Annotated in this window: 13 protein-coding genes; 6 read left to right on the top strand and 7 right to left on the bottom strand. The window is 67.5% G+C overall.

Features of this window, described 5'->3' with window-relative positions; translation table 11 throughout:
- Positions 1–125 precede the first annotated feature (125 nt).
- From ACZ6YI_RS00930 to ACZ6YI_RS00920, 3 genes are all read right to left on the bottom strand, one after another.
- On the bottom strand, positions 126–449 hold the full coding sequence (locus tag ACZ6YI_RS00930; protein ID WP_465777041.1) for an H-NS histone family protein: 324 nt from the start codon (positions 447–449) through the stop codon (positions 126–128).
- Positions 450–1,303: 854 nt separating this feature from the next.
- Positions 1,304–3,004, bottom strand: coding sequence for a proline--tRNA ligase (locus tag ACZ6YI_RS00925; protein WP_465777040.1), 1,701 nt, complete (start codon positions 3,002–3,004; stop codon positions 1,304–1,306).
- A gap of 39 nt (positions 3,005–3,043) precedes the next feature.
- A complete protein-coding gene (locus ACZ6YI_RS00920) occupies positions 3,044–3,469 on the bottom strand; it encodes a DUF4124 domain-containing protein (RefSeq protein ID WP_465777039.1) in 426 nt (141 codons plus the stop codon).
- Positions 3,470–3,625: 156 nt separating this feature from the next.
- Here ACZ6YI_RS00920 and pssA point away from each other — a divergent pair, with 156 nt between their 5' ends.
- The 3 genes from pssA to rimI are packed head-to-tail and all read left to right on the top strand — an operon-like array spanning position 3,626 to position 5,361.
- On the top strand, positions 3,626–4,411 hold the full coding sequence (gene pssA / locus ACZ6YI_RS00915) for a CDP-diacylglycerol--serine O-phosphatidyltransferase (protein WP_440329315.1): 786 nt from the start codon (positions 3,626–3,628) through the stop codon (positions 4,409–4,411).
- A 2-nt stretch (positions 4,412–4,413) separates the two neighbouring features.
- On the top strand, positions 4,414–4,884 hold the full coding sequence (locus tag ACZ6YI_RS00910; protein WP_465777038.1) for a hypothetical protein: 471 nt from the start codon (positions 4,414–4,416) through the stop codon (positions 4,882–4,884).
- 3 nt (positions 4,885–4,887) lie between these two features.
- Positions 4,888–5,361, top strand: coding sequence for a ribosomal protein S18-alanine N-acetyltransferase (gene rimI, locus ACZ6YI_RS00905; RefSeq protein ID WP_465777037.1), 474 nt, complete (start codon positions 4,888–4,890; stop codon positions 5,359–5,361).
- A 10-nt stretch (positions 5,362–5,371) separates the two neighbouring features.
- On the opposite strand, the gene ACZ6YI_RS00900 is transcribed toward rimI, so the two are convergent.
- Together ACZ6YI_RS00900 and ACZ6YI_RS00895 are read right to left on the bottom strand one after the other, a co-directional pair.
- A complete protein-coding gene (locus tag ACZ6YI_RS00900; protein ID WP_465777036.1) occupies positions 5,372–7,855 on the bottom strand; it encodes an ABC transporter permease in 2,484 nt (827 codons plus the stop codon).
- Complete coding sequence (locus ACZ6YI_RS00895; RefSeq protein ID WP_465777035.1) at positions 7,852–8,538, bottom strand: ABC transporter ATP-binding protein; 687 nt, start codon at positions 8,536–8,538, stop codon at positions 7,852–7,854. The genes ACZ6YI_RS00900 and ACZ6YI_RS00895 overlap by 4 nt, the downstream gene beginning before the upstream one ends.
- On the opposite strand from ACZ6YI_RS00895, the gene ACZ6YI_RS00890 reads away from it, so the two are divergent.
- The 3 genes from ACZ6YI_RS00890 to ACZ6YI_RS00880 all read left to right on the top strand — a co-directional run bounded on the left by ACZ6YI_RS00890 (position 8,537) and on the right by ACZ6YI_RS00880 (position 11,030).
- Positions 8,537–9,151 (top strand): arylesterase, encoded by a 615-nt coding sequence (locus ACZ6YI_RS00890; RefSeq protein WP_465777034.1) that lies wholly within the window; start codon positions 8,537–8,539, stop codon positions 9,149–9,151. The genes ACZ6YI_RS00895 and ACZ6YI_RS00890 overlap by 2 nt on opposite strands.
- A 121-nt stretch (positions 9,152–9,272) precedes the next feature.
- Positions 9,273–10,001 carry a response regulator transcription factor gene (locus ACZ6YI_RS00885; protein WP_045831332.1) on the top strand — a complete coding sequence of 243 codons (729 nt, stop codon included), beginning with the start codon at positions 9,273–9,275 and terminating at the stop codon, positions 9,999–10,001.
- Between the two features lie 27 nt (positions 10,002–10,028).
- Positions 10,029–11,030 (top strand): sensor histidine kinase, encoded by a 1,002-nt coding sequence (locus tag ACZ6YI_RS00880; RefSeq protein ID WP_440329325.1) that lies wholly within the window; start codon positions 10,029–10,031, stop codon positions 11,028–11,030.
- 127 nt (positions 11,031–11,157) lie between these two features.
- Here the strand turns inward: ACZ6YI_RS00880 and ACZ6YI_RS00875 are convergent, their stop codons facing one another.
- Both ACZ6YI_RS00875 and ACZ6YI_RS00870 read right to left on the bottom strand, forming a co-directional pair.
- The gene (locus ACZ6YI_RS00875) at positions 11,158–11,652 is read right to left on the bottom strand and encodes a TlpA family protein disulfide reductase (RefSeq protein WP_465777033.1); all 495 of its coding nucleotides are present in this window, start codon (positions 11,650–11,652) and stop codon (positions 11,158–11,160) included.
- Positions 11,649–12,803, bottom strand: coding sequence for a sialidase family protein (locus ACZ6YI_RS00870; protein WP_465777364.1), 1,155 nt, complete (start codon positions 12,801–12,803; stop codon positions 11,649–11,651). Before ACZ6YI_RS00870 ends, ACZ6YI_RS00875 begins: the two co-directional genes overlap by 4 nt.
- Between the last annotated feature and the right edge of the window lie 80 nt (positions 12,804–12,883).

Below are 12,883 nucleotides of genomic sequence, written 5' to 3'. Positions count from 1 at the left end.
CCGCCTGCGTGCCCGCACCGTCGCGCGGGCTGCTCGCCGCACACCCCCCCCCCCCCCCCGGCGCTCCCACATGAAACAAAAAGGCCCCGGATTAACGGGGCCTTTTAGCGTGCTGCGGATTATTATCAGGCGAGAAGATCGCTTTCTTTCTTGCCAGCCTTGAGTGCCTCATTAAACCAGCGCGGGCGCTTGCCACGACCCGACCAGGTCTGTTCCGGATCGGTCGGATTGCGATATTTGGCGGCGACCGTGGTGCCAGCACGCCGCGACTTGGGCGCGCGGACGCCGAAGACATCGTCAAATGTGAGCCCTTCTTCCTTGATCATCGCGTTGATTTTCTCGCGAAGCCTCGTGACCTTTTCCTTCTGCAGCTCGCCCTGGCGGGACTGGGCCTTGGCGATCAGCTCGGTGAGCTGGGTGTGGTTGAGGTTCTTGATATCGACGGCCATGGCATCCTCCCGGGGGTTGGTATTGACGGACCATTAGGTAATGGCCATTGCCCGGCATTGTGGCGCAATAAATGTGTTTATGGGAGTGGTTTGATTATCTTTTATCTAATATCAGAAAAACCCTACACGGGAATAGGGTAATCGCCCTCATTAATTGTGAGGCTTTTCTGAAAACTTGCGACGGCATCGCCTGTACCTCGTGATCGGTTCATTCGCTGGCGCGAATGCATGTGACCAGCGGCTAGCGCCGCCTCGCCTTTGTCGGTCGAGGAAGCTGCGGGTGGGCAGGCCCTTGAGGCCGCCAGGCGCGGACCTTCGGACCGGGCCGTAGCGCCTCACTCGCGAAAATCGATACGCCACGCGGCCCTCCGCTCATGTCGGCCCCAAGGGCCTGCCCACCCGCGCCTCAAACGGTGAGGTTCACGGTGGGAGAGCTCGCAACGTGTGCCGCGCAGGAGTCCGGACGGGATCCCGCATCCCCGCTTCGTTGGCTTATCGCGCACGCGCGCGCTCCCACAAGGGACGCGGCTTCGGTGTACCGGCTTGTGCGGTACGAAACGGAATGTGTCGACTCGGGGGCGGTCAGGCCCTGGCGGCCGACATGAGCGGAGGGCCGCGTGAGGCAACGCGTTTCGCGAAGAGGGAGCTACGGCCCGGTCCGCAGGTCCGCGCCTGGCGGCCGCCAGGGCCTGACCGCTCCCGACACCGCGACACTCCCAGCCTAAGGCGGCGCAAGCCGCTGGTCACATGCATTCGCGCCAGCGAATGAACCGATGACGAGGCGCGTAGGGGGCGCAACAGTGCACGAAAAAGCCGCCCGAAGGCGGCCTTTTCGACGCAGCAGATGCGGCCGCTTAGCCCTTCAGCAAAGCCAGCAGTTCCTCACGCGTAACGTTGCGCGATTCCGCATCGGTACGGGCACGATACTCAAACGTGCCAGCCTCGAGGCCTCGGCCGCTCACCACGACACGGTGCGGGATGCCGATCAGCTCGATATCCGCGAACATCGAACCCGGACGCAGGCCACGATCGTCCAGCACCGTATCGATGCCGGCCTGCGAGAGTTCCGCGTACAGCGACTCGGCCGCCTCGGCTACCGTGGCGTCATTCTTCGGGTTGATGACGCAGACTGCCACGCGCCACGGCGCCATCGCGTCGGTCCAGATCATGCCGTTCTCGTCGTGGCGCTGTTCGATCGCCGCCGCCACGATGCGGCTGACGCCGATGCCGTAGCAGCCCATGTACATGGTGCTCATCTTGCCGTTGCCATCGAGCACGCTGGCGCCCATGGCTTCCGCGTACTTCTGGCCGAGCTGGAAGATGTGTCCCACCTCGATACCACGGGCAAGACGCAGCGTGCCCTTGCCATCGGGCGAGGCATCGCCGTCCACCACCTTGCGGATGTCTTCCACGCGGGTGACGCGCGCATCGCGGTCCCAGTTGGCGCCGGTGTAATGCGTACCGTCCTGGTTGCCGCCGCAGACGAAGTCGGCGAGCAGGGCCGCGTCGCGATCGACGATGACCGGGATGTTCGCGGGCAGGCCCACGGGGCCGATGAAGCCCGGGCGCGTGCCCGTGGCGGCAAGGATCTCTTCCTCGCTGGCCAGTTCGGGCTCACCTGCCAGCTCGGCCAGGTGCGACACCTTCACTTCGTTGATCTCATGGTCGCCGCGCAGGCACAGGGCGACGAGGCCCTCGACGCCACGGACGAGGATCGTCTTCACCGCCTGCGTGGCCGGCACCTTGAGGAACGCCGTGACCTCATCGATCGTGCGCTGCGTGGGCGTATCCACGCGCTGCAGCGCTGCCGAGGGGGCAGGGCGCTCACCGGCCGGGGCGAGCGACTGGGCCTTTTCGATGTTCGCCGCGTAAGGCGAGGCATCGGAAAAGGCGATGTGGTCTTCGCCGGAATCGGCCAGGACCTGGAACTCGTTGCTGGCGCTGCCGCCAATCGCGCCGGTGTCGGCATCGACCGCGCGGAACTCCAGGCCAAGGCGGGTGAAGATGCGCGAGTACGCGTCGTACATCACCCGGTAGGTCTCGTCGAGCGATTCCGGGGTGAGGTGGAACGAGTAGGCGTCCTTCATCAGGAACTCGCGCGCACGCATCACGCCAAAGCGCGGGCGGATCTCGTCGCGGAACTTGGTCTGGATCTGGAAGAAATTGAGCGGCAGCTGCTTGTAGCTCTTCAGCTCGTTGCGCGCGAAGTCGGTGATGACTTCCTCGTGCGTCGGGCCGTAGCAGAACTCCTGCTCCTTGCGATCCTTCATCTTCAGGAGCTGGCCGCCGAACTTCTCCCAGCGGCCCGTCTCTTCCCACAGGTCGCGCGGCTGCACCGACGGCATCAGCATCTCGATCGCGCCGGCGCGCACCATCTCCTCACGGACCACGGCCTCCACCTTGCGCAGCACGCGCAGGCCCAGCGGCGACCACGTGTAGAGGCCCGAGGCCAGCTTGCGGATCATGCCGGCGCGCAGCATGAGCTGCTGGCTGGCGATATCCGCGTCGGCGGGAACTTCCTTGACGGTGGCGAGGTGGTACTGGCTGAGGCGCATCGGGCGGAGTTCGTCGGGGAAAAGCGGAATTATAGGGCGTTACGACTTGCAGTAGAGGGTCATCTGGGCCTGGGTGGTTTCCACCTGGCGCTGGCGGCCGGCGGCATCCAGCTGCTGCGTGCCGCCCTTGCCGTCATCGACGGAAACGATGGCTTCCTTTTGCAGGACCTCCATGTTCTTGGTCAGCTGGCTGCAGAGTGCCTTGCGGTTGGCCGGGTTGTCGGCGACTGGCGTGCCGGCAGCGGGCTTGGGGGCGCTGGCCGCGGGGGCAGGTGCGGGCGTGGACGACGATGAAGGCATCGAGACGCCGCCCTTCATCTTGATCTTTTCGACCTTGGCCTCCTGGCCCGGGGGCGGGGAGTCCGAGTAATGCGTGACGCCCTGGGCATCTTTCCATTTGTAGGCCTGGGCGAAGGCGAGCGGGCAGACGGCGACGAGCAGGACCAGGGCGAGGCAGCGGCGCATGTGGGGGTATCCCAGGCGAAGATGAATGTGGCGGACACATCTATCACCCGCCCCCGGGGCGCGCAAGCGACTGCTTCGCGCTTTCTGCCGGGAATGCACGGACTGACGCTTCACGGCGGCTGGGCTAAACTGGAGGCCCAAGTGACGACTGAGCCGATGAGCGATCCGATCCAAGCCCGGGGGCCGCGCCACCGCGGTATCTACCTCCTGCCGAACCTGTTCACGACGGGCGCCATGTTCGCCGGTTTCTACGCGATCGTGTCCGCGATCCACGGGAATTTCGGTACCGCCGCCCTGGCCGTCTTCGTCGCCGGCATCCTGGATGGGATGGATGGCCGCGTGGCCCGGCTCACCAATACGCAGAGCGAGTTCGGCGTCCAGTACGACTCACTGTCCGACCTGGTCAGCTTTGGCCTGGCCCCGGCGCTGGTCATGTACACCTGGTCGCTCTCCTCCCTGGCCGACTACGGCCGTACCTGGGGGAAGATCGGCTGGGCGGCGGCCTTCATCTACGCCGTATGCGCGGCCCTGCGCCTGGCCCGCTTCAATACCCAGGTGGGCGTCGCCGACAAGCGCTACTTCCAGGGGCTGGCGAGCCCGGCCGCGGCGGTCCTGTGCATGTCCTTCGTCTGGACCATGACCCGGTTCGACGTGCCGGGGCCGGATGTCGCGTTCTTCGCCATGCCGCTGGCCGTGATCGCCGGCCTGCTCATGGTCAGCAACGTCCGCTACTTCAGTTTCAAGGCGTGGCCCAGGAGCGATCGGGTCCCCTTCATCTGGCTGATCGCGGCGGTACTCATCGTCGTGTTGCTGGTGATCGACCCGCCGCGCGTGCTCTTCATCGGCACGCTGGTTTACGTCGTCTCGGGTCCGGTCATGACCTTGTGGGGGCGTGCCGCCCATCGCCGCCGCGTGCGTCGCCACGCCAAGGCGCCGGAATAAGCATGTCCGCCGTCTCGCCCGAGCGCCGCGCGCACCTGCTCAAGGCCATGGGAGTCACCCCGTGGCGCCTGCGCGGGTCGGAAGCGGCCGTGGCGGTCGACGACCAGCCGGCCGTGAACGATGCCGGTCCTGGCGAGCGGGTGCCCTGCGTCGTCGTGCTCCCGGCGGGCGCGAGCGAGCGCGAGCTGGATCTGGTCGGCCGCGCGCTGCGCGCGTTCGGTCCCGTCATGGGCCGGGCCGCGCGGCTCGAAGCCGGCGAGCGTGGCCTGGGCCACGTGCCGGTGGCCGCGCATTACCTGGTCTTCGGCGAGGCACAGGCGCGCGCACTGGGCCACGAACTGCCTGCCGCCGTCATGAGTGCCGCGCAGATCGTCCTCGTGGATCCGCCTTCCGTGCTTCTCGCCGATGCCGCGGCCAAGCGTCGCCTGTGGAACGGGCTGCGTGCACTGGGCCGTTCGCTGGGCAGGCGCTGAGCCATGGTCGCCGTCGCCCGCCCATCCACCGAGGTGCGCGCCATGCGCCGCGAAGACCTCGATGCGGTGGTGGCCATCGAGCACGCGTCGTATGAGTTCCCGTGGAGCGCTGGCATCTTTCGCGACTGCCTGCAGGCCGGGCATAACTGCTGGGTCATCATCCACGAAGGCGAGATCGCAGGTTACGGCATCCTCTCCGTCGCCGCCGGCGAAGCCCATGTGCTGAACGTCTGCATCGGCGACGCACACCGTGGCCTCGGCTACGGCCGGCGCATGATGCGCCGCCTGGTCGACCTCGCCCGCTGGTACGGGGCGGAGCGCATCTTCCTCGAGGTGCGCCCTTCCAACCCGGTGGCGCACGCACTGTACGAGTCGATGGGCTTTGCCGAGATCGGCCGCCGCCCCGCCTATTACCCGGCGAAGAACGGCCGGGAAGAGGCGATCGTGATGGCGCTCGAGATGCATATCGCCGACTGACCGGCGCGCGTCACTCCCGCAACAACGCCATCGGCGAGGTGCGCAAGACGCGGCGCGTACCGAAGAGGCCGATCAGCATCACGACGAACGCGGCGATGGCGGCGGCGCCAAGCAACGGCCACAACGGCGGGACGAAGTCCTCCAGGCGGAACACCGCCTTGCCGAGCCACCAGCCCGCACCGGCGGCACCGAGGCCGGCCGTGAGTCCAGCGACCAGGCCCAGCAATGCGAACTCGCATGCCGCCGCCGCGCGCAACTGCGCACGCGTGGCGCCGAGCGTGCGCAACAACGCAGCCTCCTTGCGTCGTTCCTGTGCGCTCGCCGCAAGCGCGGCGGTGAGCACCAGTGCGCCGGCGAGCAGGCTGAAGCCGAGCACCCAGCGCACGGCACCGCCGACGCGATCCACGATTTCGCGCACGCGGTCGAGCAGGGCGTCGACATCGATCAGGCTCAGGTTGCCGTAGTCGCGCGAGAGCTTCGACAGCTGGTCGCCGTGGCCGCGTGGCAGGTAGAAGCTCGTGAGCCAGGTATGCGGGATGTCGCCTGCATGGGCCGGGTCCAGCATGAGGAAGAAGTTCACGCGAAACGAGGTCCAGTCGACCTTGCGTACGCTGGTGACGCGCGCATCAAGCGCACCTTCGCCGACCTCGAAGCGCAGCGTGTCGCCCAGCTTCAGGTGGAAGCGGTCGCGCCATGAGGTGTCGACGGAGACTTCAGCCTGTCCAGGCGATGCGCCTGGCCAGGTGCCGGCCACTACCTCGTTGGAAGGCGGCAGGTCCGCCGTCCATGAGAGCCGCAACTGGCGGTCCGCGGCATCACGCGCCTCGTCATTCGCGAGGAAGGGCAGCTTATCGACGGGCGTGCCATTGATCGCCGTGAGCTTGCCTACCGCCAGCGGCATCATGTTCGTCTTGGTCGCACCGATGCGTTGCAACTGCTCGGCGAATGCGGTGCGCTGGTCTTCCTGCAGGTTCAGCGCGAACCAGTTGGGTGTATCGGCCGGCAGCTCACGACGCCAGCCTTCCAGCAGGGAAGGGGCAATGACGGCGAGCAGCAGCAACGCGCAGAGCCCCAGTGACAACGCCGTGGCCTGGACCAGCGACAGCCCGCGACGGCGCGCGAGCGCGGCCAGGCCAATGCGCAACGCGGGATGCGCGCCCGGTGCGACGCGCCGGGCGACGACCAGCAGCAAGGCGGCCAGCAACGCGGCGACGGCCGCGACGCCGGCAAGGCTCGCCGCGAGGATGCCCGCCAGCTTCGCCGAATCGCTCTGCAACCAGAGCAGGCCGATCGCGGTGGCGAGCGGCACGAGGTACAGCACGTCGAAGCGGCGGAGGCGGCGCTGCATCGATTCGCGGAAGACCGCGACCGGCGGCACCTCGGCCAGGCGTACCAGTGGCGGGAGGGCGAAGCCAGCGAGCACCGCCAGGCCCATCGCTGCCGCCGCGAACGCCGGCGCGAGTGGCAAGGTCGTCGGGATGTTGTCGAAGAGCTGGCGCGCGAAGTACCACGCACCTTCGGTCAGACCCAGCGCGATCACGATGCCGACCGCGGCGGCCGGTAGTGCCAGCGCCGCCAGGGTCATGACCAGCAGCGACGCCACCTTGCGCCGTGGCGTCCCCAGCGCGCGCAGCAGGGCGACTTCACCGGCCTTGCGCCGCGCGTAGCGGGCGGAGGCGAGGGCGATGGCCACGCCGGAGAGCAGGGCCGAAAGCAGCGCGGTGAGGCGCAGGAACGCACTCGCGCGGTCGAAGGCGCTGCGCATGCGCTCCTGCATCTTCTCCGGGGTAATCAGGTCCGCGCCGGCGGGCAGGCTGCCTTCTTCCACGGCGGTACGCCAGCGCGCTACGGCGGCGGGCGGCCCCGATACGAGCAGGCGGTGGCGCGCGCGGCTGCCTACGCCGAGCAGGCCGGCGGCATTGGCATCGTCGAGGTTCATGACCGCGCGCGGTGCGAGCGCGAAGAGTTCGCCGCCGTCGGGCTGGCGCACGAGTTCCGCGGAGGCCACCAGATCCAGCCCGCCGATCTGGACGCGTTGCCCGGCGTGGATGCCCAGGCCGACCATGGCCCGATGGTCGAGATAGACCTCGCCACGCGGAGGGCCGTGTGCGACGCGGGTGCGGCCATCGGCACCGCCGACTTCCAGCGTGCCGCGCAGCGGATAGGCCGCATCGCTGGCGAGCACGTCGAGCAACTGGCTGTGCTCACCCACGAAAGCGACGCTGCGGAATTGCGCGCCGCGGGTCAGCTGGAGGCCATCGTCGCGAGCGGACGTGGCCATCGCCTCGGGTAACGGTGCGGGCGCCGATACGCCGATGTCACCGCCGATCAGTTCGGCCGCGCTCGCGAGGATGCCGCGCTCGATGCGCGTGGACAGGGTGGCGACGACGCCCAGCGCGACCACGGCCAGGACGAGGGACGCGGCCAGGGTGCGCAGCTCCACGAGGTGCCATTCGCGACGCAGCGTGCGCAGCGCCAGCCGCGTCACGTTCATGCAGCCACCCCGAGGCGCCCTTCACGCAGCTCGGCCTGGCGCGCGCAGCGTGCGGCGAGGCGCGGATCGTGCGTGACCAGGATCAGCGTCGTCTTGTGCTGGCGGTTCATGTCGAACAACAGGTCACCGACATGCTCGCCGGTGTGCTGGTCGAGGTTGCCGGTGGGTTCGTCGGCAAACAGGATGCGCGGCCGGTGGACGAAGGCGCGGGCCAGCGCGACGCGCTGCTGTTCGCCGCCGGAAAGCTGCGCGGGGTAATGGCGACGGCGGGCGGCAAGGCCGACGGCATCCAGTGCCGCGTGCGCGCGGTCTCGGGCGTTGTCGTCGCCCTCCAGCTCCAGCGGGAGCATGACGTTTTCTTCCGCGGTGAGCGCGGGGAGCAGGTGGAACGACTGGAACACGAAGCCGACCAGCCGGCGGCGCACCGCCGCGCGTGCTTCCTCATCCATGCCGCCGAGCGATTGGCCGTCGAGGCGGATCGTGCCTGCGGTCGGCACGTCCAGCCCCGCCAGCAGCCCGAGCAGGGTGGTCTTGCCCGAGCCCGATGCCCCGACGATGGCGAAACTTTCGCCCGCGGCCACCGCCAGGTTCACGCCTGACAGGATATCCAGCTGGCCCTCCGGACCGAAAACCGACTTGCTAACATCCGCCACTTCAAGAAGAACTCGGGAAGAATCGCTCATGCGTCGTAGCCTGGTCCTGTTGCTGCTTATGGTTTTCTGCGCCGTGGCCCACGCGGCGGGCTCGCCACGCAAGGTGCTGGTGCTCGGGGACTCACTGTCGGCGGCGCACAACATCCCGGTGGAGGCCGGCTGGGTGCGTTTGCTGGACGCGCGCACTTCGAACATGGCGCCACCATGGGCAATGGTCAATGCCAGCATCAGCGGCGAGACCTCGCTGAGTGGTCGCAACCGCCTGCCCGCGCTATTGGGCCGGGAGAAGCCGGGCGTGGTGGTGATCGAACTGGGCGCGAACGATGGCCTGCAGGGGCTTTCGCTGGGCAAGCTGGCTGAAAACCTCGATGCCATGGTCACCGCGGCGCAGGGCGCCGGGGCAAAGGTGCTGCTGCTGGGCATCGAACTGCCGGTGAACTATGGCCCGCAGTACAGGGACGGGCTGCGCAAGGTATATGCCGATGCCGCGAAGAAGCACGACGTCGCCCTCGTGCCCTTTCTCCTCGATGGCGTGGCCCTGGATCCGGCGCTGATGCAGGACGACGGGCTGCATCCCACCGCGAAGGGCGAGCCCCGCGTGGCGGAGAATGTATGGAAAGCGCTTGCACCCCTACTCAGGTAAACGACGAAACGTCGACGTTTACCTACCCAGAATGAATACCTGTTTTCGGTCTTCACGCTGTTCTCACCGGTCCGGCCGTTAACTCTTCACATTTGTGAATCACGAGAAGGAGAGTGGAGCGATGAGCAACCGCGACGAACAAGCAGGCCTGATCCTCCTCGTCGAGGACAACCGTCAGATTGCCGAGATGGTGGGCGAATTCCTTGAGCGCCGGGGCTACTCCGTCGACTACGCCGCCGACGGCGTGAGCGGGCTGCACCTGGCCGTGTCCAACAGCTATGACGTGATCGTGCTCGACCTGATGCTGCCGGGCATGGACGGCCTGGACGTGTGCCGCAAGCTGCGCAAGGACGGAAAGAAGTCCACTCCGGTGCTGATGCTGACGGCGCGCGACACGCTGGAAGACAAGCTGGTGGGCCTGGAGGCAGGCGCCGACGATTACCTGGTCAAGCCGTTCGAAGTGCGCGAACTCGAAGCGCGCCTGCGCGCCCTGATCCGCCGTGACCGTCGCCAGGTGTCGTCCGAAGTCCTCACGGTCGGCGACATGACCCTCGACACGGCGACGCTGCGCCTGACCCGTGGCGGCCAGGAGCTGACCGTCTCGCCGATCGGCCTCAAGCTGCTGGCGATCCTCATGCGCGAATCGCCGCGCGTGGTGAGCCGCCGCGATATCGAGCGCGAGATCTGGGGCGATACGCTGCCCGATTCGGACACCCTGCGTTCGCACCTCTACAACCTCCGCCGGGTCATCGACAAGCCGTTCGACCGGCCGTTGCTCCACACCATCCACTCGGCGGGCTACCGCCTCGCCGACCTCGATTCCGAGGTTGCCGCTTCACAGACGGCCTGAGCAAAGGTGCGGGGCTGGAAGTAATCGATGGAAGGCAGGACATCGCAGGGGACTGGGCGGGGCTGGCGCGGATCGTTCCGCGCCCGCATCGCCATCGTCTTCTCCTTGCAGACGCTCGTGGTGGTCATCGCTTCGTTGATGACCGCCTACGACGTCGCGCCCCTGGGCGCGGCGCTGGCGATCATGTTGTGCTCGGGCGCGCTGTCCTGGCTGGCGGTCTCGCGCGCCTGGCTGCCGATCGCGGCCCTGGCCCGTCTGTTGAACGGCTGGGATCCCGACCACCCTGACATGGAAGGCCTGGCTGCCGAAGAGGGGCGCGGCAGGGGTGGTGACAACGATATTTCGTCACTGGTCCGTGGATTGCACGGACTGGCGTCCCGCATCGAGGGGTTCGGCGAGCGCGAGCGGAACTTCACCCGCGATGCCAGCCACGAGCTACGCAGTCCGCTCACCGTCATCAAGATGTCGTCGGACATGCTGGCGGACGAAACGGACCTGTCGGAGTTCGGCCATCGCTCGCTGGAGCGCATCCGCCGTTCCACGCGCGAGCTGGAATCGCTGGTGGAAGCCTTCCTCATCCTGTCGCGGGAGTCCGACCAGGGGCTCGCCGAGGAAGACTTCATCGTCAACAAGGTGCTGCGCCAGGAAGTGGACTACGCCCGCGAGCTCATCGCCGGCCGTCCGGTCGAGCTGATCCTCGACGAACCGGCGGCGTTCGCGTTGCATGCGTCGCCGCGTGTGTTCGCCGTGCTGTGCGGCCAGCTCATCCGCCATGCCCTGCAGCAGACCGACCAGGGCACGATCGTCGTCACCGTGATGCCGGGCAGCGTGAGCGTCATCAACCCGGCCGTGGATGTACCCGAGCCCGGAAGCCGTCGCCATGCATCCGTGGATCGGCATGGTTTCGATCTCGCCATCGCGCGGCGCCTCTCGGACCGCTTCCAGTGGCCACTGGAACTGCGTGCACTGCCCGGTGCGTCACGCGTCGCCAGCGTACGTTTCCCGAACCCCCAGCCCATCGAAGCCTGACGCTCGCCGTCGTAGGGGCCCACCCTGTGGGCGACACATCGCCTGTGGGAGTGAGCTTGCGAGCGATCGGCCCGCGCAAGGGCATCGTTCGCAAGCTCACTCCCACAAGATGGCGGTGGCAGTTGGCTTATCGTTGACCGAGCAGCTTTGTCACGCGCTCTGGCGTGAGCGCTCCGCTATACGCCTCGCGCGAACCATCCGCGCGGATCACCAGGGTGCGCGGCGTCTCGCCGCCCCAGGTCGGGTCGATCATGAAGTTGAGGCGGTCGGGCGTTGCGTCCGTATAGGCACGCGCCGGTACGTCATCGAGCTTCGCGTCTTTCAGCCGCTGCGCCAGCGCATCGCGCTGGGCCATGGGATCGGTAGCGACGTAGATCAGTTCCACGTCCGCATGCTGGCGCTGATAGGTGCGCAGCGCGGCCAGGTTTTCTTCGCAGTAGGCGCAGTCGAGCGACCACAACGCCAGCACCTTGCTGCCTTTCGCCGGTGCCGCCACTAGCGCGCCCACCTCGGCCGCCGCGAGGGGCGTGGGCGCTGCCGCACGCGCGGGTGCTGCCAGCGAGAACACTGCAAGAGCACACAGCACCGCCGATGCGCCGCGACGGCGCAACCAGGCGATCACTGCAATGCCTCCGTCGGCACCATCCTGAACTGCCCGCCAGGATTCCAGGCGACAAAAGCGCGGTGATCGTGCAGTACCAGCTTCGGCCAGCCCGACGCACCGTTGGTGTTCGCGATCGCGCGTGGCTCACCGAACGTCGCGCCACCGTCGTCGGATTCGCGCAGCATCAACTCGAGACCGTTCGCGGTCATCTGGTGCCAGGCGATCCATACATGCCTGCCATCGACGGCGAGGTCGGCATGCGATGGCCCGTTCCCCGCGACGATGGCCTGATGCGCGGGCTCCTTGCCTGGCTGGAGCTGGCCATAGGTGATCTGCGGCTTGCCATCGGCCGCGCTGAACCAGACGGCGTGGCGGGTCCCCGCCGCATCGATCGCTAGCGAGGGCCCATGGTGCGGGCAACCTTCGATATGCCACTGGGTGAACGTCGCGCGCTGCACGTCGACCTTGCCGCCGATCGAAAGCGTGGCGTACGCGTGGTCGCGGATGTTGTCGCCATAGATCGCGCGGAAGAACGCATCGATGCTTCCATCTGGCGCACGGGCGAGGGCGATGCGGCAGCACTCGCAGCTCTGGTCGGTGATCTTCCGCTCGGGCGCGAACGTCGTGCCGCGGTCGGTTGACCAGCTGTAATACGTGGCCGCGCCAAGGTAAGGCTTGTGCGCCCTGGTCGCCGCCTCGAGGTCGCGCTTGTCGATCCAGGCCACGATCACGTTGCCCTTGCCATCGACCGCCAGCGAATCGAAACGGTGGGTGATCTCGGCGGTGTCCGTATGCACCGTCTTCGGCGCGTCGAAGTGCGCGCCGCCATCCAGCGAACGCGAGAAGCGGACGAAGCCGGTCCACGGCGCCTTGCGTGGTTGCGACCACGTCACGTAGAGCTCGCCCTTCGGACCAAGCGCGATCTTCGGGCGGTTTTCGCCCTCGGCGTAGATCCGCTCGCCGGTGGGGTTCACGATGGTCGAGAGCGCGAAGTCGCGGCCCATGTCGTCCGAGCGGCGGACGCGCACATGTTCGCCGACCGTGTCGACGACCCAGAGGTGGCCTGCGTTATCCATGGCCGCATCGAAGCCGAGCGGGGCTTCGTTGGCCATGCCTGCCATGTCGTGGGCATGGGCGGCCGGGATGGTTACCGCCAGGAGCAGGAGCATCGCGCGCAAGCGCGCTCCCACAAGACCCGCGACATCCCCCGTGGGAGCGCGCTTGCGCGCGATACTCCCTACAAAGCGTG

This window comes from Luteibacter sp. NPDC104163 (genome assembly GCF_055584245.1).
This window is presented reverse-complemented; position numbering and strand designations above follow the sequence as displayed.